General features: G+C 70.7%; 21 protein-coding genes. 12 read left to right on the top strand and 9 right to left on the bottom strand.

The features are described 5' to 3' along the window. Positions 1 to 62 precede the first annotated feature (62 nt). The 9 genes from BS83_RS11645 (at position 63) to BS83_RS11605 (ending at position 8,102) form a co-directional block, all read left to right on the top strand. Entirely contained in the window at positions 63 to 932 is an 870-nt protein-coding gene (locus BS83_RS11645) for a fumarylacetoacetate hydrolase family protein (RefSeq protein ID WP_037603685.1), read from the top strand. Between the two features lie 25 nt (positions 933 to 957). Further along, entirely contained in the window at positions 958 to 2,316 is a 1,359-nt protein-coding gene (locus tag BS83_RS11640) for an enolase C-terminal domain-like protein (RefSeq protein ID WP_037603684.1), read from the top strand. Beyond that, on the top strand, positions 2,313 to 3,086 hold the full coding sequence (locus tag BS83_RS11635) for an SDR family NAD(P)-dependent oxidoreductase (protein ID WP_037603683.1): 774 nt from the start codon (positions 2,313 to 2,315) through the stop codon (positions 3,084 to 3,086). The genes BS83_RS11640 and BS83_RS11635 overlap by 4 nt, the downstream gene beginning before the upstream one ends. A gap of 147 nt (positions 3,087 to 3,233) precedes the next feature. Then, entirely contained in the window at positions 3,234 to 4,259 is a 1,026-nt protein-coding gene (locus tag BS83_RS11630) for an aldo/keto reductase (protein ID WP_037603682.1), read from the top strand. Further along, a complete protein-coding gene (locus tag BS83_RS43745) occupies positions 4,259 to 5,161 on the top strand; it encodes a heterodisulfide reductase-related iron-sulfur binding cluster (RefSeq protein WP_084713375.1) in 903 nt (300 codons plus the stop codon). The genes BS83_RS11630 and BS83_RS43745 overlap by 1 nt, the downstream gene beginning before the upstream one ends. Beyond that, the gene (locus BS83_RS11620; RefSeq protein ID WP_037603681.1) at positions 5,161 to 5,757 is read left to right on the top strand and encodes a LutC/YkgG family protein; all 597 of its coding nucleotides are present in this window, start codon (positions 5,161 to 5,163) and stop codon (positions 5,755 to 5,757) included. The genes BS83_RS43745 and BS83_RS11620 overlap by 1 nt, the downstream gene beginning before the upstream one ends. Then, positions 5,754 to 6,065 carry an L-rhamnose mutarotase gene (locus BS83_RS11615; protein WP_037603680.1) on the top strand — a complete coding sequence of 104 codons (312 nt, stop codon included), beginning with the start codon at positions 5,754 to 5,756 and terminating at the stop codon, positions 6,063 to 6,065. The genes BS83_RS11620 and BS83_RS11615 overlap by 4 nt, the downstream gene beginning before the upstream one ends. Beyond that, positions 6,065 to 6,919: an amidohydrolase family protein gene (locus tag BS83_RS11610; RefSeq protein ID WP_037608698.1), complete on the top strand. Its 855-nt coding sequence runs from the start codon at positions 6,065 to 6,067 to the stop codon at positions 6,917 to 6,919. Before BS83_RS11615 ends, BS83_RS11610 begins: the two co-directional genes overlap by 1 nt. A gap of 88 nt (positions 6,920 to 7,007) precedes the next feature. Further along, positions 7,008 to 8,102: an integrase core domain-containing protein gene (locus BS83_RS11605; RefSeq protein ID WP_037603679.1), complete on the top strand. Its 1,095-nt coding sequence runs from the start codon at positions 7,008 to 7,010 to the stop codon at positions 8,100 to 8,102. 242 nt (positions 8,103 to 8,344) lie between these two features. On the opposite strand, the gene BS83_RS11600 is transcribed toward BS83_RS11605, so the two are convergent. The 5 genes from BS83_RS11600 to BS83_RS11580 are packed head-to-tail and all read right to left on the bottom strand — an operon-like array spanning position 8,345 to position 14,740. Beyond that, positions 8,345 to 9,790, bottom strand: a complete 1,446-nt coding sequence (locus BS83_RS11600; RefSeq protein ID WP_037603678.1) for a gamma-aminobutyraldehyde dehydrogenase — start codon at positions 9,788 to 9,790, stop codon at positions 8,345 to 8,347. 33 nt (positions 9,791 to 9,823) lie between these two features. Continuing rightward, complete coding sequence (locus BS83_RS11595) at positions 9,824 to 11,455, bottom strand: thiamine pyrophosphate-binding protein (protein WP_037603677.1); 1,632 nt, start codon at positions 11,453 to 11,455, stop codon at positions 9,824 to 9,826. Further along, positions 11,452 to 12,426 carry an agmatinase gene (gene speB / locus BS83_RS11590; protein WP_037603676.1) on the bottom strand — a complete coding sequence of 325 codons (975 nt, stop codon included), beginning with the start codon at positions 12,424 to 12,426 and terminating at the stop codon, positions 11,452 to 11,454. The genes BS83_RS11595 and speB overlap by 4 nt, the downstream gene beginning before the upstream one ends. An 11-nt stretch (positions 12,427 to 12,437) precedes the next feature. Then, the gene (locus BS83_RS11585) at positions 12,438 to 13,220 is read right to left on the bottom strand and encodes a class II aldolase/adducin family protein (RefSeq protein ID WP_037603675.1); all 783 of its coding nucleotides are present in this window, start codon (positions 13,218 to 13,220) and stop codon (positions 12,438 to 12,440) included. A gap of 26 nt (positions 13,221 to 13,246) precedes the next feature. After that, positions 13,247 to 14,740, bottom strand: a complete 1,494-nt coding sequence (locus BS83_RS11580; RefSeq protein WP_037603674.1) for a sodium:solute symporter — start codon at positions 14,738 to 14,740, stop codon at positions 13,247 to 13,249. 191 nt (positions 14,741 to 14,931) lie between these two features. On the opposite strand from BS83_RS11580, the gene BS83_RS11575 reads away from it, so the two are divergent. Then, entirely contained in the window at positions 14,932 to 16,566 is a 1,635-nt protein-coding gene (locus BS83_RS11575) for a PucR family transcriptional regulator (RefSeq protein ID WP_037603673.1), read from the top strand. A 578-nt stretch (positions 16,567 to 17,144) separates the two neighbouring features. Here the strand turns inward: BS83_RS11575 and BS83_RS11570 are convergent. The 4 genes from BS83_RS11570 to BS83_RS11550 all read right to left on the bottom strand — a co-directional run bounded on the left by BS83_RS11570 (position 17,145) and on the right by BS83_RS11550 (position 22,509). Then, positions 17,145 to 17,936 (bottom strand): DUF3050 domain-containing protein, encoded by a 792-nt coding sequence (locus tag BS83_RS11570; RefSeq protein ID WP_037603672.1) that lies wholly within the window; start codon positions 17,934 to 17,936, stop codon positions 17,145 to 17,147. A gap of 432 nt (positions 17,937 to 18,368) precedes the next feature. Further along, a complete protein-coding gene (locus BS83_RS41680) occupies positions 18,369 to 20,183 on the bottom strand; it encodes an FG-GAP repeat domain-containing protein (protein WP_157597123.1) in 1,815 nt (604 codons plus the stop codon). 104 nt (positions 20,184 to 20,287) lie between these two features. Then, on the bottom strand, positions 20,288 to 21,103 hold the full coding sequence (locus tag BS83_RS11560) for a hypothetical protein (RefSeq protein WP_037603671.1): 816 nt from the start codon (positions 21,101 to 21,103) through the stop codon (positions 20,288 to 20,290). An 875-nt stretch (positions 21,104 to 21,978) separates the two neighbouring features. Then, positions 21,979 to 22,509 (bottom strand): suppressor of fused domain protein, encoded by a 531-nt coding sequence (locus BS83_RS11550; protein WP_198035215.1) that lies wholly within the window; start codon positions 22,507 to 22,509, stop codon positions 21,979 to 21,981. Positions 22,510 to 23,320: 811 nt separating this feature from the next. Between BS83_RS11550 and adh the strand changes: the two genes are divergently transcribed. Together adh and BS83_RS11535 are read left to right on the top strand one after the other, a co-directional pair. Further along, positions 23,321 to 24,838, top strand: a complete 1,518-nt coding sequence (gene adh, locus BS83_RS11540) for an aldehyde dehydrogenase (RefSeq protein ID WP_037603667.1) — start codon at positions 23,321 to 23,323, stop codon at positions 24,836 to 24,838. Further along, a complete protein-coding gene (locus tag BS83_RS11535; protein ID WP_037603666.1) occupies positions 24,838 to 25,257 on the top strand; it encodes a DUF779 domain-containing protein in 420 nt (139 codons plus the stop codon). Before adh ends, BS83_RS11535 begins: the two co-directional genes overlap by 1 nt. Positions 25,258 to 25,330 lie beyond the last annotated feature (73 nt).

The raw sequence follows: 25,330 nt of genomic DNA, 5'->3' as shown, positions 1-25,330 counted from the left end.
GTATGCCAGGTCGAATTTCAGCCCTACCACTTGCAGCCCTGACCTCTTCGAAGGGACCGCCGATGAGATTCCTGCGCCTGGGGCCCCGAGGAGCCGAACGGCCGACCGTGCTCGACCCGATCGATGATGGCAGGGAGCGCTACCTCAGCCTGGACGACGTCACCCGTGACATCGACGGTCCCTTCCTCGCCTCGGGCGGAATCGACCTGGTGCGCGAGGCGGTCGCGGCGGGGACGCTACCCGAGCTGGCGCCGCCGCCCGGCGGTTGGCGAATCGGCGCGCCGGTGGCCCGGCCCGGCAAGGTCGTCTGCATCGGCCTCAACTACCGCGACCACGCGGAGGAGACGGGCGCCGCGATCCCGGAGCGGCCGGTCGTCTTCATGAAGGACCCCGGCACTGTGGTCGGCCCCTACGACGAGGTGCTGATCCCGCGTGGTTCGCGCAAGACGGACTGGGAGGTGGAGCTTGCGGTCGTGATCGGCCGTCGGGCCCGCTATCTGGCCTCGCGCGAGGAGGCGCTGGCCTGCGTGGCCGGGTACGCCGTCAGCAACGACGTTTCCGAGCGGGAGTTCCAGTTGGAGTTCTCCGGCCAGTGGGACCTCGGCAAGTCCTGCGAGACCTTCAACCCGCTCGGCCCCTGGCTGGTCACCCCCGACGAGGCGGGCGACCCGCAGGAGCTCCGTCTGCGGCTCTCCGTTGACGGGGTGGGACGGCAGGACGGCCACACCAAGAACATGATCTTCGACGTCGCGGAGATCGTCCGCTACCTCAGCCAGTACCTGGTGCTGGAACCCGGCGACGTGATCAACACCGGCACCCCGGCCGGAGTCGCCCTCGGCCTGCCCGGCCACCCCTACCTGCGACCGGGCCGATGCGTCGAGTTGGAGATCGACCGCCTCGGCCGCCAGCGCCAGACCTTCCAGCAAGCGTGAGCCTTGAGCCTTGAGAGAGCACAGCATGCCGACTGCCACGGCGCGGATCACCGCGTTGGACACCTACGACGTCCGCTTCCCGACCTCACGGTCGCTGGACGGCTCGGACGCGATGAACCCCGACCCCGACTACTCCGCCGCCTACGTGATCCTTCGCACCGACGCGGGTGACGGCCTCGAGGGCCACGGGTTCACCTTCACCATCGGGCGAGGCAACGACGTCCAGGTCGCGGCGGTCAACGCGCTGCGCCACCACGTCGTCGGACGCTCCGTCGAGGAGCTGTGCGCGGATCCCGGCACCCTGAACCGCGACCTGATCGGCGACAGCCAGCTGCGCTGGCTCGGTCCCGAGAAGGGCGTGATGCACATGGCGATCGGCGCCGTCGTCAACGCCGTCTGGGACCTGGCCGCCAAGCGCGCCGGACTGCCGCTGTGGCGGCTCCTCGCCGAGGCGGAGCCGGCCTGGCTGGTCTCCCAGGTCGACTTCCGCTACCTCACCGACGCCATCACCCCCGAGGAGGCCCTCGCCCTGCTGGAGGCGGCCCGCTCCGGCCGCGCCGAGCGGACCACGCGCCTGTGGGAGAGCGGCTACCCGGCCTACACGACCTCGCCCGGCTGGCTCGGCTACAGCGACGAGAAGCTGACCCGCCTCGCCAAGCAGGCCGTCGCCGACGGCTTCACCCAGATCAAGCTGAAGGTCGGCGCCGACCTGGCCGACGACATCCGCCGCTGCCGCGCCGCGCGCGCCGCGGTCGGTGAGGGCGTGCGGATGGCGATCGACGCCAACCAGCGCTGGGACGTGGCCGACGCCATCGCCTGGACGCGCGCGCTCGCGGAATTCGACCCGTACTGGATCGAGGAGCCCACCAGCCCCGACGACGTGCTCGGCCACGCCGCGATTCGTGCGGCCGTCGCGCCGGTCAGGGTCGCCACGGGCGAACACGTGCAAAACCGCATCGTCTTCAAGCAGCTGCTCCAGGCCGGCGCCATCGACGTGCTCCAGCTCGACTCCGCCCGGGTCGGCGGCGTGAACGAGAACCTCGCCATCCTGCTGCTCGCCGCCAAGTTCGACGTCCCGGTCTGCCCGCACGCCGGCGGGGTGGGACTGTGCGAGCTGGTACAGCACCTGTCCATGTTCGACTACGTCGCCCTCTCCGGCACCACCGAGAACCGCGTCATCGAGTACGTGGACCACCTGCACGAACACTTCGTCACCCCCACGGTGATCCGCGACGGCCGCTACCGGGCCCCCGCAGCCCCGGGCTTCTCCGCGCAGATGCTCCCGGAGTCGATCGCCACCTTCACCTACCCCGACGGCACCTTCTGGACCGAGGACCGCGCCGTCGCCGAGGCCGCCGCGACCGTACCGGAGGAGCAGAAATGAACGAGCTGCACGGCCTGCGAGCGGTCGTCACCGGGGGCGCCTCGGGCATCGGCCTGGCCACCGCGAACCTGCTCGCCGCCCGCGGCGCCCAGGTCGCCGTGCTCGACCTCGACCCTGGCACGGTCCAGGGGCCCCTGCGCGCCATCCGCGCCGACGTGGGCGACGACGACAGCGTCCGCGCCGCGGTCGAGGCCGCCGTCACAGCGCTCGGCGGCCTGGACATCCTGGTCAACAACGCCGGAATCGGCGCCGCCGGTACGGTCGAGGACAACCCCGACAGCCAGTGGCAGCAGGTGCTGGACATCAACGTCCTCGGGATCGTCCGCGTGACCCGCGCCGCCCTCCCACACCTGCGACGCTCCGCGCTGTCCCGACCGGGGAGTACCGCGGCGATCGTCAACACCTGCTCCATCGCCGCCACGGCCGGGCTTCCGCAGCGCGCGCTGTACTCGGCCAGCAAGGGAGCCGTGCTCTCACTGACCCTGGCCATGGCCGCCGACCACGTCCGCGAGGGCATCCGGGTCAACTGCGTCAACCCCGGCACGGTGGACACCCCCTGGGTCGCCCGCCTGCTGGATGCCGCCGACGACCCGGCCGCCGAGCGCGCCGCGCTGAACGCCCGCCAGCCGCACGGCCGCCTGGTCGGAGCCGACGAGGTCGCCGCCGCCATCGCCTACCTGGCGAGCCCCCTCGCGGGCTCGACCACCGGCACCGCCCTCGCGGTCGACGGCGGCATGGCCGGCCTCCGCCTGCGTCCGCCCCGACCGTAGGTGCCGCCGCACGACGCCCGAGCGTCGCGCGAAAAACTCCGGCCGGACCGAGACCCGACTGACGGTGTCGTGCTCTCGGCCCGGCCGGGCCCCTCACGCCGGGCACACCGCAGGCTGCGCCGATGACAGGAAGGGCACACCACACCCATGCACACCACGAGGCTCGGACGCGGCGACGTGGAGGTCACCCGGCTCTCCCTCGGAGCAGCCGCGCTCGGAAACCTCTTCACCGAGATCGACGACGAGCAGGCCCGGTCCACGGTGGACGCGGCCTGGAAAGCGGGCGTCCGCTACTTCGACACCGCTCCGCACTACGGACTCGGTCTCTCCGAGCGACGCCTTGGGGAGGCCCTTCGCAACCGACCGCGCGCCGAGTACGTCGTGTCCACCAAGGTCGGACGCCTGCTGCGACCTTGGCCGGAGCCCCACGGCGACGACCTCGCCCAGGGCTTCTCGGTGCCGGCCACACACGAACGGGTGTGGGACTTCAGCGCCTACGGGGTGCGCAGCAGCCTGGAGGACAGTCTTGTCCGGCTCGGACTGGACCACGTCGACGTCGTCTACCTGCACGATCCGGACGACCACGAGGAACAGGCCTTCTCGTCCGCCTACCCTGAGCTGGAACGGATGCGCGCCGAGGGAATGGTCGGCGCCATCGGCGCCGGCATGAACCAGACTCGGATGCTGGACCGGTTCGTCCGCGAGACCGATGTCGACGTGGTGCTCCTCGCCGGGCGCTACTCCCTGCTCGACCAGACGGGCCTGACTTTCCTGCTGCCCGACGCCGCGCGCAGGGGCGTTTCCGTGGTGGTCGGCGGGGTCTTCAACTCCGGTCTGCTGGCCGACCCGAAGCCCGGTGCCACGTACGACTACGCACCCGCCTCGCAGGCGCTGTTTCAGCGGGCGCTACGGATCGAGACTGTCTGCGAGGAGCACGGCGTGCCGCTGCGCGCGGCGGCCCTGCAGTTCCCTCTCGGCCATCCCGCCGTCGCCAGCGTCCTGGTCGGCACCCGCAGCCCGGAGGAGGCCCAGGACGCAGCAGCCATGGCCCGCTGGGAGATCCCCGCGGAACTGTGGTCCATGCTGCGGTCGGACGGCCTGCTCCCCTGGGACGTGCCCCTGCCCACCGCCGATCCCGCCGCCCCCGCAGACCCCGGGCAGGAGGCCTCCTGATGCGCATCGCGCTGTTCGTCACCTGCTTCAACGACACGATGGGCCCCGAGACCGGCAAGGCAGTCGTCACCGTGCTGGAGCGGCTCGGCCACACGGTCGAGTTCCCGCTCGCGCAGACCTGCTGCGGGCAGATGCACTTCAACACCGGCTACCGGCCGGAGGCGATGCCGCTGATGCGCCGCTTCGTCGAGGCGTTTGCCGGCTACGACGCGATCGTGACGCCCTCCGCGTCGTGCGCGGGCATGGTCCGCGAGAACCACCCCGCTCTCGCCGGGCAGTCGGGCGACGAGGCACTCCGCAGAGATGTCGGCGAACTCGCCCCACGTGTACCCGAGTTCACCGAGTTCCTCGTCGACGTCCTGGGGGTGACCGGCGTGGGTGCGTACTTCCCGCACCGGGTCACCTACCACCCGACCTGCCACTCGCTGCGCGGGCTGCGGCTGGGCGACAAGCCGCAACGGCTCCGTCTACCCCGGCCCGATCGGCGCGATCCTGACTCCGCAGCTCGTAGGCGTCGAGCACGCCTCCACGTTGCCCTTCGCCTCCACACTCTGCGGCGCCTGCTACGACGCCTGCCCCGTCAAAATCAACATCCCCGAGGTGCTCACCCATCTGCCGGCCAAGGCCGTCGAGGCCAAGCGCATCAAGCGCCCACACCCACCGCCGAGGCCCTCGCGATGCGGGCGGCCACCGCCGTCCTCTCCTCACCCGGCCGCATTGCCCAGGCCCAGAAGGCCGCCGCGCTCGGCGGGCGCCTGGTCGCGCGCAAGGGCGTCATCGGTCCGCTCCCCGGTCCCCTCCGCGGCTGGACCGACGTCCGCGACACCCCCGCTCCGCCTCCGGAGCCCTTCCGCGCCTGGTGGCAGCGCACCCACCCGCAGCCCCCGTCAGGAGACCAGTGATGACGGCCCGTGACACCGTCCTCGCGCGCATCCGCGCCGCCCTTGCCGACGTGCCCGCCGACCACGCGGACGGCCAGGACACGGTCGCGCTCTTCGCCGAGCGCGTCGCCGACTACCGCGCCCGGGTTGTGCAGACCACGCCAGGTGAGGCCCGCGACACCATCGCCGGGCTGCTGACCGGCAACGACGCCCGCACCCTCGTCGTGCCGCCGGGCTTCCCACCCGAGCTCGCCCCTGACGGGCCCTGGCGACGCCTCGCCGAGCCGCTGGGGTTGAGCGACCTGGAGGCCGCCGACAGTGTGCTGACCACCTGCGGGGCCGGGATCGCCGTCACCGGCACCGTCGTCCTCGACGCTGGCCCCGGCCAGGGCCGCCGGGCCCTCACCCTGCTGCCTGACCACCATGTGTGCGTCGTGCGGGCCGAGCAGATCGTCGCCGACGTGCCGGACGCGATCGCCCTGCTCGACCCCGCCCGGCCGTTGACCTTCGTCTCCGGCCCTTCCGCGACCAGCGACATCGAACTCGACCGCGTCGAGGGTGTCCACGGCCCCAGGATCCTGGATGTCGTGATCGTCAGAGAGGAGCCGCGCGCATGAGAGTCGCCCTGCACACCCGCGTCCGCGCCGACCGGATCGCCGCCTACGAACATGCCCACCGCGAGGTGCCCGAGGAGCTCACCGGTGCCATCCGAGCCGCCGGTGCAACCGAGTGGACCATCTGGCGCAGCGGTGCCGACCTCTTTCATCTGCTTGAGGTCGAGAACTACCCGAGGCTGCTCGCGGAACTCGGCGAACTGCCCGTCAACCTCGCCTGGCAGGCGCGGATGGCGGAGCTGCTGGAGGTTGTCCACGACTACTCCGCCGACGGCGCGGGCGCGCCGCTCCGGGTGGTGTGGCAGCTGTGATCACCGAGAACCCGCGCGTCATCGACGCGCACCACCACGTCTGGGACCTGTCCGTCCGCGACCAGGACTGGATCACCGGCCCCGAACTCGCCCCTCTGCGTCGCGACTTCGGCCTTGAACACCTGCGTGCGCAAGCCCGGTCGGCAGGCGTTGACGCCACCGTCCTGGTGCAGACCGTCTGCGTCCCCGAGGAGACCCCCGAGCTCCTCGCCCTGGCCGACGCCGACCCCCTGGCCGTGGGCGTGGTCGGCTGGACCGACCTCACCGCACCGGACATCGCCGACACCCTCGCCGACCTGTGTGCCCTGCCCGGAGGACGACACCTGGTCGGCATCCGCCACCAGGTGCAGTCCGAGCCTGACCCCGAGTGGCTGCTGCGGCCCGACGTCCAACGCGGCCTGCTTGCCGTCGGAGCCGCCCGTCTCGCCTACGACCTCGTGATCACCCCGGACCAGCTTCCGGCCGCCACCAGAGCCGCCGCCGCGGCGCCGGGCGTCACCTTCGTCCTCGACCACCTCGGCAAACCCCGGATCGCCGCCGCCGAGGTGGAGCCGTGGGCGTCCCGACTGCGCGCCTTCGCGGTCCTCCCCAACACCGTCGCCAAACTGTCCGGCCTGACGACCGAGGCCGACTGGCACCACTGGACCACCGACGACCTGCGCCGCTTCACCGATGTCGCCCTCGCCGCGTTCGGCGCGCGACGCCTCCTCTTCGGATCCGACTGGCCCGTGTGCACGCTGGCCGGCGACTACGTGCGCGTCGTCGACACCACTCGTAAGCTGCTTTCCGAGCTGTCGCCGTCCGAACGCGCAGCGATCATGGGTGGTAATGCCGCGCGTGTCTACCGCCTGTGAGCTGTCTGCGGGCTCTGGCACAGCGCCTGCCGAGAATGTCATCCGCCCAGGTCAGAGATTTCTTGGGGTTACGGCAAGATGATCACTTGTGTTGCTGCGCTTCGTCTACTTGGCCGTCTCCCACGCTTTCGCTGCCGTGCGGCTTCTGCCGATGAGCGACCGCGAGAAGGACGTGGAGATCCTCGTTCTGCGCCACCAGATCGCCGTCCTTGAACGACAGCACGGCGGGGGCAAGGTGACGTTCACTCCGGAGGGCCGCGCGTTCCTCGCTGCTCTGCTGGCGCCGCTGCCGCGGGAGTTCCTGCGTCGGCTGCGGTTGCTCGTCCGCCCGGACACGGTACTGCGCTGGCACCGCGATCTCATGAGGCGGCGCGACGCGCGCACGTGCCGGCCGAAGCGGCCCGGGCGCCCTCCCACAGTCCGCTCGATCCGACTCCTGATCCTTCGGCTTGTGCGCCCGAACCCGTCCTGGGGCTACCGCAGGATCCACGGCGAACTCACCACGCTCGGCATCAAGGTCGCCGCATCCACGGTCTGGGAGATTCTCAAGGCCGAGGACATCGACCCCGCACCGCATCGCGGCGCCACCACCTGGGCCGACTTCCTTTGCAGTCAGGCCGATATCCTGCTGGCCTGCGACTTGATCGAGACCGTCGCCCTGACCGGCCAACGCCAGTACATCCTGGCCGTCATCGAGCACGCCACCCGCCGCGACCGAATCCTCGGCACCACCGCACACCCCACCGCCAACTGGGTCACCAAAGGGGCGCGGAACCTCGTCATGGACTTGGAAGACGCCGGAGCCACCGTCAAATACCTGATCCGAGACCGGGACGCGAAGTTCCCAGTCGGGTTCGACCAGATCCTGGCCAACACCGGCATCCAAGTCGTGCTCACCGGCGTCCGGATACCGAGGATGAACTCCATCGTGGAGCGCTGGGTTCAAACCTGCCGCCACGAACTTCTGGACCGAACCCTGATCTGGAACGAGAGCCACCTGCGCCGCGCACTACGCGAGTTCGAACAGCATCACAACACACACCGGCCCCACCAAGCCATGAACCAGGCCGCACCACTACGCGCGGTGCCCGAACCACTTGAACCCGGACAGATCACCCACCTGGACATACGCCGGAGAGACCGACTCGGCGGAGTTATCCACGAGTATCGACATGCTGCTTGAGCTGCATGGATGAGGTTCTCGGCAGGCGCAGTGCCGCCCGGGACCGGGGCGGGTGGTCCTGCTCACATTCGCGGGATCGGGCCGCTGCTGCGCCGAAAGGGGCATGCCGGAGGTGGCGCCGACGGAGCGAACTCGCGTGGTCGGGCGAGAGTGAGGAGCAGCTTCTCCAGTTCTGCCTCGCTCGCCGGCGCGGCACCCTTGCTCGCGACGATCTTGAATCCTCCGACGGCGCCGGTGGCGGGTCAGAGGGCCGTCATGACGTGCTTGATGCGCGTGTAGTCCTCGAATCCGTAGGCGGAGAGGTCCTTGCCGTAGCCGGACTGCTTGAATCCGCCGTGCGGCATCTCGGCGAGGAGGGGCGCGTGGGTGTTGATCCACACGCAGCCGAAGTCCAGGCGCCGGGACATGCGCATGGCGCGGGCATGGTCCTTGGTCCAGACGGAGGAGGCCAGGGCGAAGTCCACGCCGTTGGCGTACTCGACCGCCCGGTCCTCGTCGGTGAACTTCTGTACGGTGACGACCGGGCCGAAGACCTCGTTCTGGATGATCTCGTCGTGCTGTTCGAGGCCGGAGACGACCGTCGGCGCGTAGAAGTAGCCGGCCTCGCCGACCCGGTGGCCGCCCGTCTCCAGCGTGGCGTGTGCGGGCAGCCGCTCGATGTAACCGGCGACCTGGGCCAGTTGGGCGGCGTTGTTCAGCGGGCCGTAGTGGACGCCCTCCTCGTCGGTGCCGCCGGTTCTGGTGCCCGCGGCGGCCTTGGTCAGAGCTTGGACGAACACGTCGTGGACCGAATCGTGCACCAGGACCCGGGTGGCGGCCGTACAGTCCTGGCCGGCGTTGAAGAAGGCCGCCGCCGCGATCACCCGGGCGGCCTCGCCGAGGTCCGCGTCCTCGAAGACCACGACGGGCGCCTTCCCGCCGAGCTCCAGGTGGACGCGCTTGACGTCCTTGGCCGCTGCCTGGGCGACCTGGATCCCGGCCCGTACCGAGCCGGTGATGGCGGCCAGTGCCGGGGTGGGGTGTTCGACCATCAGACGGCCGGTCTCGCGGTCGCCGCAGATCACGTTGAAGACCCCGGCCGGTAGTCCCATGTCCCGGAGAATGCCGCCGATGATCTCGGCGAGAAGCACCGTCGAGGCGGGAGTGGTGTCCGAGGGCTTGAGGACCACGGTGTTGCCTGCCGCCAGTGCCGGGGCGAACTTCCAGACGGCCGTCATCATCGGGTAGTTCCATGGTGCGACCTGGGCGCAGACGCCGATCGGCTCGCGGCGGACGATCGAGGTCAGCCCTTCCGCGTACTCGCCCGCGGACCGGCCTTCCAGGAGGCGGGCGGCGCCAGCGAAGAAGCGGACCTGGTCGGCCATGGGGCCGATCTCCTCGGAGATGGTGAGCCTGCGCGGCTTTCCGGTGTCGCGGCATTCCGCATCCACGAGCTCGTCGGCTCGGGCCTCGATCGCATCGGCGATCCTCAGCAGCAGCCTCTGGCGGGTGCCGGGCGTGGCGTCGCGCCAGCGAGGGAACGCCTCGGCGGCGGCCGCCATGGCGGCGTCCACGTCCGCCGCGCCCGACAGGGGCGAAGTCGCGTACACCTGACCGTCGGTGGGGTCGACGACGTCGAGGGTCCGGCCGTCGGCGGCGTCCACGAAGGCGCCGTTCACGTGGTTGCGCAGGGTGAGACTGGTGTTCACAGTGTGTTCCTCGGTTCCGGGCATGTCGGGCGCTCAGCTGGGCCCGAGGTGGGTGGGCTCGAACATCCGCAGGAAGGCGGGGAGGACGACCACGCTCGGGCCGGGTGCGGCGAGCGCGGCCGCGAGGTCGTGAGCGAGGCCGGCCGCGGTGGTGCGGGTGGCGGGAACCTCGAAGGACTCGGCGAGCCTGACGAAGTCGGGCCGGACCAGTTCGGTCGCAGTCGCCTCGCCGAAGGTGTCGTTCATGTACTCGCGCAGGATGCCGTAGCCTCCGTCGTCGACGATCAGCCAGGTGACGTTCAGCTGGAGTTGACGGGCGGTGGCGAGTTCGGCGATGGAATACATCGCGCCGCCGTCGCCGGAGACGGCCAGGACCGGGCCGTCCGGGCGGGCCGCGGCGGCGCCGAGGGCCGCCGGGTAGCCGTAGCCCAGGCCGCCGGCGCCCTGGCCGGAGTGCATGGTGTTGGGCTCACGGGCGTCGAAGGCGGACCAGGCCCAGTAGCCGAGGATGGTCATGTCGAAGAAGACCGGGGCTCCGTCGGGGAGCGCCTGGCGCACGGACGCGAGGACACCCTGCTCGAGGTCGAGGTCCTGGCCGTCCAGGCGGGCCCGAACGCGCTTCAACAGGTCGGCCGTGATGGCCTCGGCGACGCCGTCGGGCGTTTTGGCGGGGACCTGGTCGGCGAGGGCGGCCAGGGCGAGCCGGGCGTCGGCGTGGATGCCGAGGGCCGGGTGGTTGGACTCCAGTTTCCCCAGGTCCGCCTCGACCTGGATGATCCGGCCGCGCGGGGCGAGGGTGTGGTAGTTGCTGCTCAGCTCGCCCAGCCCGGAGCCGACCACCAGGAGGACGTCGGCGTCCTCCAGCAGCTCGGTGGTGTGGCGGTCCTCCAGCCAGGACTGGAGGGAGAGCGGGTGCTCCCACGGGAACGCGCCTTTCCCACCGAAGGTGCAGGCGACGGGCGCGCGCAGTCGCTCTGCCAGGCGCAGCAGTTCGCCGGTGGCGCCGGAGCGCACGACGCCGCCGCCGGCCAGGATCACCGGACGACGGGCCGCGGCCAGCAGCGTCGCGGCCTCGGCGACCAGTTCGGAGCGCGGCGGGAGCGCGCGCGGTTCGGCGTGCAGTGCGCGCACCGGTGGAACGATGGTCGCCGCCAGGAGCACGTCCTGGGGGATCTCCACCCACACCGGTCCGCTGGGCGCGGTGAGAGCCGACTCCCAGGCTGCGGCCAGAGCGGAGGGGATCTGCGAGGCGGTGCGGGCGACATGGACGGACTTGACGACGTCCCGGAAACTGGCCTGCTGGTCGACCAGTTCGTGAAGGTAGCCGCGGCGGCGGCCGCCCAGTCCGGCGGAGGGGATCTGGCTGGACACGGCGAGCACGGGTACCGAGGCGGCTGCGGCTTCCTGGAGCGCGGCGAGCGAGGTCAGGGCGCCGGGACCGGTGGACAGGAAGAGCGGGGCGACGGTTCGGGCGGTGCGGGCGTATCCGTCGGCCGCGAAGCCGGCGTTGTTCTCCACCCGCAGGCCGACGTAGCGCAGTTCGGAGCGGCGCAGCGCGTCGAACAGGCCGAGGGCGTGCTGTCCGGGGAGGCCGAAGACGCAGTGCGCGCCGAGCGCGGTCAGGGACTCGACGACCAGGTCGCCGCCGTTGCGGACGTGGTTCACTGGGCGCTCTCCTGCCGGGAGGCGGCGATCTGGCGGGCCATCAGCGTGGTGAGCTCGTAGGCCGTGTGGGACGCGGCGACCGCGGTGATCTCGGCGTGGTCGTAGGCCGGGGCGACCTCGACGACGTCGGCGGAGACCAGGCGGCAGCCGCTCAGCCCGCGCAGGATCTCCAGCAGCTCGCGGGAGGTGAGGCCGCCGGCCTCGGGGGTGCCGGTGCCGGGGGCGTGGGCCGGGTCGAGCACGTCGATGTCGACCGAGACGTACAGGGGCCGGCCGCCGATCCGCTCGCGCAGCTGCTGCGCGACCTCGTCCACGCCGCGACGCATGACGTCGGCCGAGGTGACGATGCCGAAGCCCAGCTTCTCGTCGTCGGTGAGGTCCTGCTTGCCGTAGAGGGGGCCCCGGGTCCCCACATGGGAGAGTGCCTCGGTGTCGAGGATGCCTTCCTCGACGGCGCGGCGGAACGGGGTGCCGTGGGTGTACTCGGCACCGAAGTAGGTGTCCCAGGTGTCCAGATGCGCGTCGAAGTGCAACAGGGCGACCGGCCCGTGCTTCTTGGCGACCGAGCGCAGCAGCGGCAGGGCGATGGTGTGGTCGCCGCCGAGCGTGATCAGCCTGGCTCCGGTGGCCAGGAGTTCGTCCGCGGCTGCCTCGACCGTCTCGACCGCCTCGTTGATGTTGAAGGGGTTGGCGGCGATGTCCCCCGCGTCGGCGACCTGGACGAGCGCGAACGGCGAGGCGTCCTGGGCGGGGTTGTAGGGGCGCAGCAGACGGCTGGCCTCGCGTACGGCGTTGCCGCCGAAGCGTGCCCCGGGACGGTAGGAGACGCCGCTGTCGAAGGGGACACCGACCACGGCGATGTCGGCCCGCGCGACCTCGTCGAGACGGGGGAGGCGGGCGAAGGTGGCGGGACCGGCGTAGCGGGGGGTGCGGGAGGAGTCGACGGGTCCGCGCGGTTCGGTGGAGCTCATGGGGGTCCTTGTCAGTCGGTGTAGTCGGGGGCGACGCGGTCCAGCAGCCGTAGCAGGGCGGCCCAGGCCAGGTCGTGGGCCTGCTCGTCCTGGAGGTCGGATCCGTGTTCCTCGCCCGCGAGCTGGCGTGCGGTCAGCTCGCAGACAGCGGCGTCGGGGATGGTGAGCTTCGCGCCGCCCGCCGTCGCCGTGGTCTGGATCTCGCAGGCCTTGTCCAGGTAGTACATGCGCAGGAACGCCTGGGCGGGGGTCTGGCCCACGGTCAGCAGGCCGTGGTTGCGCAGGATCATCGCGTCGTGGGCGCCGAGGTCGGCGACCAGGCGTTGCTGCTCGCCGAGGTTGAGGGCGACGCCCTCGTAGTCGTGGTAGCCGAGCCTGCCGTGGAACTCCATGGAGATCTGGTTCAGTGGCAGCAGCCCGTCCTGCTGGGCGGCGACGGCGCAGCCCGCCCTGGTGTGGGTGTGCAGGACGCAGTGGGCGTCCGGTCGGGCCGCGTGGATCGCGCTGTGGATCACGAAGCCGGCCGGGTTCACGGGATGCGGCGTCTCCTCGACCGCCCGGCCGGAAAGGTCGATCTTGACCAGGTTGGAGGCGGTGATCTCCTCGAAGAGGAGGCCGTAGGGGTTGATCAGGAAGTGCTGCTCGGGGCCGGGAAGGCGGACGGAGATGTGCGTGAAGATCAGGTCCGTCATCCGGAAGTGGGCCACGAGGCGGTAGACCGCCGCGAGTTCGCGTCGCAGGCGCAGTTCCTCGGCGGTCCGGTGACCGGCCTGGAGCGTGGTGTTCGGGGGCATCGCGTGCGCTCCTGGTTCGGGTTGGGTCACAGTGCGGCCGGCGCGATCGCGGCGTCCCCGGCGCTCACCTGTGCCGGCTCGGGGCTGCGGCCCGCCAGGCGGTCGCGCCACTGCGCCAGCACCGCCGCGTCCGTGGGCCGGGTGAGGAGGCTGGCGGCGGTGTAGGCCACCAGGCTCACGGCCAGGCCGTAGTAGATCGGCTCGTTGGCGAGCACACCCTTGGTGATCATGAAGACGATGACCGTGGCACCGCCCGCGACCATCGAGGCCAGCGCTCCGGCCAGGTTGCCGCGCTTCCACACCAGGCCGCCGAGGATCGGCACCAGCAGACCGCCGACCAGCAGGTTGTAGGCCACGGTGAGAGCGGAGACGACATCGCTGAGCAGACAGGCGATCACGATCGCCGTGACCCCGAGGACGACGATGGCCAGCCGGTTGCCCCGCACCTCGTCGCCGTGCCCGGCCGGGCCGTCCTGGGCGCGACCGCTCCGCAGGGCCCGCAGCCGGCCGAGGATGTCGTTGTTCGCGACGGTGGCCGAGGCGATCAGGGCACCGCTGGCCGTGGACATCATCGCCGACAGCGCGGCGGCGAGGACCAGGCCCTTGATCCCGGTGGGCAGGACGTGCTTGACGATCGTCGCGAACGCACTGTCGGCGCCCGGGAGGGTCGGGTAGAGCGCCTTGGCGGCCATGCCGATCACAGCCCCGGCCACGGCGTAGACCAGGCAGTACACACCGGCGACGGTGCCGCCCCAGGCGGCGACCTTGTCGCTGCGGGCGGTGAAGACCCGCTGCCAGATGTCCTGGCCGATGAGCATGCCGAAGGTGTAGATCAGCACGTAAGTAAAGATCGTCTGCCCACCGATGGAGGTGGGGGAGAGGTAGCCGTGCGGCAGCCTGTCCGCCATGGCGCCGAACCCGCCCGCCTTGACCACGGCGATCGGCAGCAGCAGGAGCAGGACGCCGATGCTCTTGACCACGAACTGCACCATGTCGGTCAGGGTGATCGACCACATGCCGCCGAGAGCCGAGTAACCGACGACGATCGCGCCGCCGATGCACACCGCGGCCCAGCGCGGCACGTCGAACAGGACGTCGAAGACGCTGGCGTAGGCGATGGTGGAGGTGACGGCCAGCATGAGCGTGTAGATCCACATGACCACGCCGGAGATCAGGCTCGCGCCGTCGCCGTAGCGCAGCGAGAGCATCTCCGCGACGGTGTAGACGCGCAGCCGCGCGATCCGGGCGGAGAAGAAGATGCTCAGTGCCAGCAGTCCCAGGCCGATGGCGAAGACCATCGCGGCTCCGGACAGGCCGTAGGTGTAGCCCAGGCGGACGCCGCCGATGGTCGACGCCCCGCCGAGGACGACGGCCGCCATGGTGCCGGTGTACATCACCGGCCCGAGGCGGCGTCCGGCGACGAGGAAGTCGCTCTTGGAACGGGCACGTCGCTTGCCCCACCAGCCCACGCCGATGATGCCGGACAGGTAGACGATCATCACAAGGTAGTCGACGGCCATGCAGGCACTCCCTAGGTGGGCAGGGTGAAGCCGCTGAGCTCCGAGAACGGGGCAGCAGGCAGCTGTGGGGGTGGGGCAGAGCGAAAGAGGGACCGGAGCGCCCGTCCGTGGCGTCCCGTCTCCGAGGGAGAAGCTAGTTCGCCGCCGACCCCCCACGGAAGTGCAGGATTCATCCATTATGCTGTGCCGGAATGGATGAATCCGCACAGCCTTCCGCGGTCGGCCACGCACCCGCGCCCGGCGCCCCCGCCGTGCCGCTCAGCGTGCTGCTGGCCGACGTCTCGCTGGGCCTTCGCCGGATCGCGGGCCCCGCCGAGGACCGCCTCGTCGGCACGGTCGGCACCACCGAGGTCGAGGAGCCCGCCCCCTACCTGCTCAGCGGGCACATGCTGCTGACCGCGGGGGTCCGGCTCCCGCAGACGCCCGAGGGCGTCGACGCCTACGTGCGCAGCGTCGTCGGAGCCGGTGCGGCGGCCATCGGGTTCGGCATCGCCCCCGTCTACGACGAGGTGCCCCCCGAACTGGTCGCGGCCTGCGACCTGCACGGCCTGCCGCTGCTACGGGTCCCGCGTGAGACGCCCTTCGTCGCCGTGGGCCGCGCGGCCTACTCGGCCATGGCCGAGGCCCGCAACCGTGAACTGAGGCAGATCTCCGCCGCCCAGTCCGCACTCGCCGCAGCAGCCGGCCGCCCGGACGCCCTGGGAGCCGTCCTCCACCAACTCTCGGTCCACCTCGACGCCTGGACCGCGCTGCTGGACCCCACGGGCCGGGAACTCTTCGCCGACGGGGCCCGACCCGCCGCCGCGACCGTCCAGCGGCTTCGCGAACTGACGGCCCAGACCGTCGCGCAGCAACAGACGGCGCTCGAGGTGAACGGCGCGGACCGGCCCCGCCCGCCGTCCTCGGCCGCGGAACACCACACCGGGTCCCACCTGACCGTCCACACACTTCCAGGAACCGACCGGGCCACCGCGCCCCTGGTCCTCGCGGTGGCGGCCGAGGAGCCGCCGACCGCCGTGCACCGCTCGGTGACCGGGGTGGCCGTTGTGCTGCTCTCCCTCCTCACCAGTCCCCGGCACGCACTGGGCGCAGACGCACGCAGCGCGGGAGCTCTGGTACGACTGATGCTCGGCGAGGCCCCGCACTCGGTCGCCCTCGCACTCCTGCCTCCCGACGCGCTCTCGGGCACCCGCTGGATCGTGGTGCACGGCCGCCACACCGGTCCGGTCTCGGCCGGGAGCCGTCCCGACGGCGATCCCGTTCAACTGGCGGCCCTGGGAACCACTCTGGGAACGTCCTATCTCCAACTGGACGGTGTCTCACTGCGTGCCCTCGTGCCCGAGCCGCGCGAGTCCGGACCGACGCAGCCCACGGTCCTGGGGCGGCAGGGCTGGACTTTCGGCTTCAGCGCGCCCGTGCCGGCGACCGACCTGGCGGTCGCGGACAACCAGGCCGCCCGCGCGCTCCGCCGCGCACTGGCCACCGGCGCGCCGCTGGCGCGTCACCAGGTCCAGGACCAGAGCCTGCACGGCCTGGTCGCCCCCGCCGACGCGGAGGCACTGGCCCGAGCCCGGTTCGCCCCCTTGGCCCACGCCGGGACACCAGGGGCCGACGTCCTGCTCGAGACGCTGCGCACCTGGCTCAGCCTGCACGGCAGTTGGGACCGGACCGCGGCCGCCCTGCAGTTGCATCGCAACACGGTCCGTCAACGCATCAGCCGGGTCGCCGAGTTGCTCGGCATCGATCTTCAGGACCAGGACGTACGCATGGAGCTCTGGTTCGCCTTGCGTTGGCTCCCGGGTGAGCACACCTGGCGGCCCGCTTGAGCGGTCGACCGACGCATTGATCACTGCGGGCCGCACCGGCTTCCACTGCGGAACCCTCTGCCTACGGCACGCCTGAGCGGTGCGAGCCCGCGACAGACCCGAATGCGCCGAGCACGTGCCCGGAGCAGCGGGCTCGGCCTCGCGGAGGTGGCGCGGACCGCCGTGCCGCACCCGGTCAGCGAGGCTGGCGACTCGATGCTGTCCCGATCGACGCGGGGGGCGGAGAACGGCCCCGAGACCGTTCCCCGCCCCTCGCATCGATCGAGGTGGGCGGTCAACGCCGGTGTCCCCGCCCGTCCCACGGCGCAGTGGGCGACCCAGCAGGCCCGCGACTCCACCCGCCGACCTCGGCAACCGCGTCGAGTCGCTCCGCTTCGTGCTGCGCGACCGCGACAGCAAGTACACCGACGCCTTCGACGCCGTCTTCGAGGCCGAAGGCATCGATACGCTGCTCAGCGCACCCCGAGCGCCGCGGATGAACGCCCACTGCGAGTGCGTCATCGGCACGATCCGCCCCTGGGGCTGCGCCGTGGGCCCTGCCTTGGAGCCTTCCGGGGCGGAAGCGGTAAGGCGGTCCGTCAGCCGGCGCAATCCCCGAGGATGCCATCCCACAAGGCAACACGCGCGGCAAGCGCCCGGCGAACCGTGTCCGCACACTGGTTCCAGCGCTCTCGGTCATCCCCACACAGGTCGATCAGCATCTGCATCGCCATCGGGGTGTGCTGCTCACCGTCCACCTCGATGTGGCGTGCCAGGTAATCCTTGAACACCCCCAGCCGATTCTCGGCATCCTCGATCCGGATCACCTGCTCGAACATCTCCGGGATCAGGTCCTCTCGCCCGAAGGCGAAGGCGGCAGCCTGGCAGTGCACCGGTGCGTTCTCGATGATGTCCCACGTCACGGCCATGAAATCGGCCGCCACCTGGGGAATATCAGCCTTCTTCGCCGCATCGGCAACGCCCGCCCCGGTACCGAGCAACCGCAGGAACTCGTTCACCGCGCCAGTGTCAGCGCCCGCGCGGGTCATGCCTTCGAGATAAAGCTCGAAGTGACTGATGTACCCGCCGTCCAGCTCGTCGCTCTCCTCGACCAGCACGATCTCGTTGATCAGCCGACGGCTCGCGGTCGGCCCGCTCGGCACCCACGGAAGCTCCACGCACGTCAGTTGACGCTGCAGGGACTTGAGCAGCGACATGAAGTCCCAGACTGCGAGAACATGGCGCTCCTGAAACACCCGAACCCTCTCAAGAGAGTTCAGCTCCCGGTATATCCGGTGCTCGACAACCTCGCGGCGCACCGGCTCTATCGATTCCCGCAGGTCGGTCAAGCCAGGGTGCGAGCGGTCCCAGTGGTAACGGTCAGAACTCATGGTGTCCCCCCAAGAGTGGAAAAGTCGGGCGCCCGATGGCGCGAGTCAGACTAGGGGACCGGGCTACGCGAAATCGATACCTCTGCGGGAGGGAACTTCCGGCCACACAAGCTGAACAGAACACCCGGCAGAGAGGTGAGGGAGCATGAGGATGCCCTCGACGCCCAGCCCGTGGCGTCGAGGGCACTCGCGCGCCGGTCCTGCCTCCACGACAGGACGGCGTCGGCCCGGCCGGGTCGCCTGAGGGCTGTGCCCCCGGACGGGAGACTCACTGCCGGACGAAGCCCGGCAGTTCGTACGACAGCGACCCGTGCTCGACGCGCTGCACCTTTCGGTCGACGTGCACCCCGAACGCGTTCGGGGCGGGACTGCTCGCCGGCCGCCGTACGTCTGGGGCTGCGTGCCCGGGGGTCGCGGCTCATCAGCGGTTGGTCAGGCGAGGGCGGTGTAGGTGTTCCAGTTGCCGCCGGCGGAGAGCCGGGTCTCGAACGGGGTCGAGGGTCGGCCGCTGCCCTGGTAGTACCAGAGGGCGCCGGTCGTGTCGCGGGCGATCAGGCCGGGGTGCCCGAGACCGCTGAGGTCCCCGACTCCGACGATCTGAGTGAAGGCGTTCCAGCCGCTGCCGACGCGGACCCGTGCCTTGAAGGGGGCGGTGGGGTTTCCGGTGCCCTGGTAGAGCCAGAGGACTCCGGTGCTGTCGCGGGCGACCAGGTCCGGCTGGCGGTCGCCGGTGATGTCGCCGACGCCGATGATGGCGGTGTAGGCGTTCCAGCCGCTGCCGACGCGGACCCGTGCCTTGAAGGGGGCGGCGGGGTTTCCGGTGCCCTGGTAGAGCCAGAGGACTCCGGTGCTGTCGCGGGCGACCAGGTCCGGCTGGCGGTCGCCGGTGATGTCGCCGACGCCGATGATGGCGGTGTAGGCGTTCCAGCCGCTGCCGACGCGGACCCGTGCCTTGAAGGGGGCGGTGGGGTTTCCGGTGCCTTGGTAGAGCCAGAGGACGCCGGTGGTGTCGCGGGCGACCAGGTTCCCGGTTCCGTCGGCGCGCTGGCCGTTGAGGCTGGTGAGCGCGGTGTAGATGTTCCAGCCGGTGCCGACCTGGGTGCGGGGGGTGAGCAGGGTGGATCCGCCACCGGCGCCCTGGTACTGCCACAGCGCGCCGTGGGTGTCGCGGGCCAGGACGTTCCAGCGCTGGTTGGCGGGCTTGAAGACGACCGAGGTGATCGTGTATTGGGCGCTTGCGGGGGTGAGGTAGTCGGTGGGGCCGCTCTGGCCGGCGTCGGTGACCGTCCAGGCGCGGGGGATGTCGATGGGGACGGCGATCTGGAAGCGGCCGTTGGCATCGGTGGTGGTCCACCGCGGGTCGGCGGCACCGGGGATCGCGATCTGGATGGGGCTGTTGGTAAGGGGTGCCCAGGTGCCGTCGGGAAGCTGCCGCTGGGCGGTGCCGGTGACGGGAGTGGTGGTGTTCCACAGGGCATTGGCGTTGCTGGTGTGGTCGAGCGTGATCCGAGTGGGCGAGTCGACGAAGGTGAAATCGGTAGGGAGTTCGCTTCCGGTCGGGGTGCCGCCGCCCTGGCCGCTGGCCACGACGTCGAGGTAGCCGGTCTTTTCGCCGGGCGGCGCGGTGAGGGTGAAGGTGCCGTCGGCGGCGACCGGTGCTTCCTGGCCGACCATGAGCCCGTCCCGGGTCATCCAGACGTGCTCGGGGACGGTGGCGGGCCAGGGTTGGCCGGTGTCGCCGGAGCCGGGGTCGTAGGTGGTGAGACGGCCGGTGACGGTCAGATCCGGATGGTCGTAGCTGAGTGTTGTGGACCCGGGGGCGACGTCGTGGAAGACGGCCTGCGGCCGGTAGTTGATGCCGGCCCACTGGAACGGAGCGGATGCGGCCCCCGAACTGTCGACGGTCAGGACGCTCGCGCGGTAACTGGCTTGGACGGGCAGGCCGAGGGAGCCGCTGCTGCGCCAGGTCCCGTTGTCGCTGGTGCCGGAGACGAGATGGAAGTCGGTGACGGTGCTGACGAATCCGGCTGGGACCTGCACCTGGATGGAGGTGATGGTCGCGGTGACCGAGGTGACGCCGGCCGGGGCCTTGATGTCGGCGTCCAGTTCGAGGCCGGTGCTGGTCGCGACGGTCTTGACCGAGGTGACGGTGGGCGAGGCCGTGTCGGCACTCGCGGGTACGGGAGATGCGACAACTCCCGCGAGTACGGCAGAGGCGAGCGCGGTCAGGTGGGTATTACGGTTCATGGTCACGCTAGCTCTCCAGAGCTTTCCAGGGATGGTGGCAGTTGCTGTCGGGCGGCCACCCGACCGACTTCCCAACGCCGGCGAACCCGGCGGCCGGTACCGGGTCAGCGCGCGGCCGGCGCGGGTGCGGGGGGCTTGCGTGCGCCCCTGTGGTGGTAACGCTTCGCCCAGTTGGTGGTGAGCAGGCCGTTCAGCACCATGATCGGGAAGACACTCAGGCCCCAGGCGAGCATGAGGTCCTGGTACCAGAACCCATGGCCCACCAGGTGAATGTAGAAGCCTCCCGCGAGTACGCCGAGGCACGGGGCCAGTGGCAGAAGCGGCAGTGCCATGGTCACCCGGAAGGCATCGTCGAAGGCGGCCTGCTGTGGCAGCAGGCCGACCCTGCCTGCCAGTCGTCTGCCGTTCAGCATCCACAGCTGCAGGCGCTCCACCGACCACGCCACCAACCAGCCCAGTGGCGCCAACGCCGCGAAGCCAAGGGCCAGGCCGGCCCGGCCCTGCACCGCGCAGGCTCCCGCGGCCACCAGCGCGGGAAGGACGGCCAGCACTCGCGCCGCCCAGATCAGCCAGAGCGGCACTGCGTGCCGCAGCCGTACCGCCACGGCCGGTTCGGCGAGAAGCCCCGCCACCGTGGCCGCTTCCCGCCGGGCACGGGCGACTTCCCAGACACCCTCCAGCAGGGTGATCGCGATCCCGGGAGCCGCGATCAAGGCGAAGCCCGAGGCGCCGGGGAAGGGCACCGCTTGGAAGTCCATGCGGCTCACCGCAGGGTCGTGCAGCCCGGCTACGAACATGCCGACCAGGTAGCCCAGCCACGGCCCCGCGATCAGGGCCGAGAGGACCAGCCCGAGCACCACCCGCCTCCGCAGCCGGGAGGCGACCTGGGCCACCAGTTCCTCCGGCAGGTACAGGTCCATCTCCTTGGCAAAGCGGTCGGCGCGTCTGAAGTCTGCCTTCGGGCTTCTGCTCCGGTGGGTCACCCACGCGCTGATTCCGAGGGCGACCGGGCCAAGTGCGCCCGCGCCCACCCCCACCACTACCGCCGACATATCCTGACCTGCCCGTTTCTGCTGCCACGCACTCCGCGCGAGTTGAGGTGAGCGTTCTAGCACACGCTCCTGCCACCGCCGACAGCCGGGGCCTGGATCAGAGGCCGACGGGACCCGCGCCCGGCTTGGCCCGCGTGGACAGTCTTCGCGGCGACCCGGCCCCGCCGATGCGCCAGAGGCGGCTGGGATCGGCCCTTGAGCTGACCACCGAGCCCCACCGGTGGAGGGGACCCGACGTCACTGCTTGGATGGTGCGACTGCCCGTCGGCGCGTCTTGGGGTGCCGGCCTGGAATCGGTCGCGGCGTTTCCGGCCGTGCCGTGCGGCAAAGCCTGCTGGCAGCTGTACACCACGGCTGGTGCTACCCGAGCGGGCCGGGCTCGGCCACCTACGGTGCGGCGCGGCGGCGGTGCCGGAACAGCTCCCCGCGCCGACGTGCCCCACGCGCAGGCCCAGTTGATGGGTTCGACAGGAGTCGACCAGATCCGGCCGGCCGGGGTGGACGGTCGAGTCGAGGGCATCGCGGAATGCGTGGCCGTACTCATGGGCAACGAGGCGAACCCACACGAGGGGGTCGAAGTCCACATCGGTGCCCAGCGCTGTGGCGTCCAGGACAATGGCCGTGCGGGAGTAGTCGCGCTGCTGGCCACCCCGGAAGCCGCCCGGCCGACGATGCCCCACCATCGCACCGACGTCGGCCCATTGAGGCGGACGCCCTGAGCAGGCCCTCCATCCGTCCCCGGCTCACAGGTCGAGTTGGGGACGGTCGGGGTCGAGGAGATCTGGGTCCTGGCGAACCAGTGCGTCCTCGAATGCCTTCCAGCCCTTCTCGCGAATGAAGGCGGTCTCCTCGGCCGTGATGGGGATCAGCCAGACGACGGCGACATCACTGCCGTTCTCGATAGTGACCGAGAAGAAGTCGTCCTCGAAGTAGACAGGCAGCCCGGCATAGAGGCACGTCATACGTCCACCGGGCAGCGGAGCGGGAAGCGGAAGCACGTCGCCGCGGAGGATCGCCCGGCCGCTCGCCACCAGCTGCCCGGCGACGTATTCCAAGACCGCGGGAAAGTGCCCATAGCCCGTGGTACGGCCGGCTGTCTCGCAGGCCAGCAACTCCAAGTGGAAGTGGCGGTCCGACGTCGGATCCCGCAACGGAGTACGAGACAGTCCGATCGTCGCGAACGCCTGGGCGCCCGAGAGCTGACCTTCCCGGAAGCACGCCACCTGAGGAGTCCCCTGCGGGGCGCCTGCGGGCGGGGACCAGGCGCCGAGCATACGCCCGAGTCTGCTCTCAAGATGGTCTATGAGCTCCGGCATCAGGTCTCCCGTTTGGCTTCCGAGCACGTCAGGCCCGGCGATGACCAATGATCCCTTGGACAGTAACGATCGCGCCGAGACGGGAGCCAGCCAGGTCGGACTACGCGCACCATCCCGACAGCCCCTCACCGACCATCAGGGACCGGCGACCTTCGGGACCGCTGTCCATCCGACCCATGCCTGGGTCACCCAGGGGCTGCGCAGCCTGCTCAGGGACCTGGAGGACGCCGGCCAGCTTGCCACAGTACGGTTCCTGATCCGCGACCGGGACGCCAGGTACCCGGCCATCATGGACCAGATCCTGCAGAGTGCGGGCATCGCGGCTGTCCTCCTCGACACCGACAGCCCGCACAGCATCCTGCGCCGTTCCGACCTCGCCGTCCGCACCGCACGGAATCGTGTGGGCCGCTCACCGCGTCAGCTGAGCGACCAGCGCGAACCAACCAACACCGTCGGTCGAGTGCGGCGAGGTCCTCGGGCGGGCGGGTGTTGGCGATCTTGTGGCGCAGGAGTTGGAGGCTGCTGAGGGCGTAGGCGCCGACGGTGTTGTCGTAGGCGGCTCCGACGCTCACGGTGATGGTGCGTTCCGCGCCGTCGACGCCTCGGACGACCACCTGCGGCGCCTGCGCGAGAAGGCACAGGACCGTGGGTCGAGGACCACGTGACGCGGGCGTCGGGGAAGCTGTCGCCTGTGGGCGCCAACCTTTCGCCAACCTTGGGGGACGAGAGTGTGCGGGGAATCCACCGTCCGCTCGACGAGGAGCGCGCAATGGCCTACGCCCAGCCCGGGACCGAGGGCAGCATCGTCACCTTCAAGCCCCGCTACGACAACTTCATCGGCGGCGACTTCGTCGCGCCGGTGGAGGGCCGCTACTTCGACAACCCTTCCCCGGTGACCGGTGAGACGTTCTGTCAGGTCGCCCGGTCCGGCGCCGAGGACATCGAGCTCGCGCTGGACGCCGCGCACCGCGCCGCCGACGCGTGGGGGCGGACGTCCCCGACCGAGCGGGCGACGGTGCTGCTGCGGATCGCGGACCGGATCGAGCAGCACCTGGAGATGCTCGCGGTCACGGAGACCTGGGAGAACGGCAAGCCGGTCCGGGAGTCGCTGGCCGCCGACCTGCCGCTGGCCGTGGACCACTTCCGCTACTTCGCCGGGGCGATCCGCGCGCAGGAGGGGTCGATCTCGCAGATCGACGCCGACACCGTCGCCTACCACCTGCACGAGCCGCTCGGGGTGGTCGGGCAGATCATCCCGTGGAACTTCCCGATTCTCATGGCCACCTGGAAGCTGGCCCCCGCGCTGGCGGCCGGGAACTGCGTGGTCATCAAGCCGGCCGAGCAGACCCCGGTCAGCATCCTGGTCGTGATGGAGCTGATCGCGGACCTGCTGCCGCCGGGCGTCGTGAACATCGTCAACGGCTTCGGCGTCGAGGCGGGCAAGCCGCTCGCGTCCAGCAGCCGGGTCGCGAAGGTCGCCTTCACCGGGGAGACCACGACCGGGCGGCTGATCATGCAGTACGCCTCGGAGAACATCATCCCGGTCACCCTGGAGCTGGGCGGCAAGAGCCCGAACATCTTCCTGCCGGACGTGATGGCCCACGACGACGACTTCCTGGACAAGGCCGTCGAGGGCTTCGTGATGTTCGCGCTGAACCAGGGCGAGGTCTGCACCTGCCCGTCGCGGGCGCTGATCCATTCCTCGATCTACGACGAGTTCATCGCCCGCTGTATCGCCCGCACCGAGGCGATCGTGGGCGGGGACCCGCTGGACCCGGCCACGATGATCGGCGCGCAGGCCAGCAACGACCAGTACGAGAAGATCATTTCGTACCTGGACATCGGCATCAAGGAGGGCGCCCAGATCCTCACCGGCGGCGGCCCGCGCAAGGTCGCCGGCCTGGAGGGCGGCTACTACATCGAGCCGACGATCTTCAAGGGCCGCAACGACATGCGGATCTTCCAGGAGGAGATCTTCGGGCCCGTCGTCGCGGTCACCACCTTCGACACCGAGGCCGAGGCCCTCGCGATCGCCAACGACACCCTCTACGGTCTCGGCGCGGGCGTGTGGTCCCGCGACGGCAACACCGCCTTCCGCCTCGGCCGCGGCATCAAGGCCGGCCGCGTCTGGACCAACTGCTACCACGCCTACCCCGCCCACGCGGCCTTCGGCGGCTACAAGAAGTCCGGGATCGGGCGGGAGAACCACAAGATGATGCTCGATCACTACCAGCAGACCAAGAACCTGCTGGTCAGCTACTCCGACAAGAAGCTCGGTTTCTTCTGATGGACGACATCCCGCGACGCACCTCGCGGGTGGAGCTGACCGAGCCGGCCGCCGCGCTCCTGCGGCGGCTGGCCGGTCGGCACGGCCCGTTGATGTTCCATCAGTCCGGCGGCTGCTGCGACGGCTCCGCTCCCATGTGCTACCCGCGCGGCGAGTTCCGCGTCGGCGGACAGGACGTGCTGCTCGGCCACGTGGGCGACGACGAGACGCCGTTCTGGATGAGCGGCGACCAGTTCGCCTACTGGCAGCACACCCACCTCACCGTCGACATCGTCCCCGGCCGCGGCAGCGGCTTCTCCGTCGAGGCCCCCGAGGGGGTCCGCTTCCTGATCCGCTCCCGCCTCCTCACCGACACCGAGCTCGCACACATCGAGGAGGAACCGGCCCTGCCCACGGGCCTCGACCACCCACAGGCCTGACCGGACCCCCAGCACCGAACGAAGACAGCCGTCTGGCCGCCGCCTGAAGCCACCAGGCTCGGGCGACCGGTCC

The organism is Streptacidiphilus rugosus AM-16 (assembly GCF_000744655.1).
In the GTDB taxonomy this organism is placed as follows: Bacteria; Actinomycetota; Actinomycetes; order Streptomycetales; family Streptomycetaceae; genus Streptacidiphilus; species Streptacidiphilus rugosus.
The sequence above is the reverse complement of the archived record's forward strand: the minus strand, read 5'-3'. Positions and strand labels throughout refer to the sequence as shown.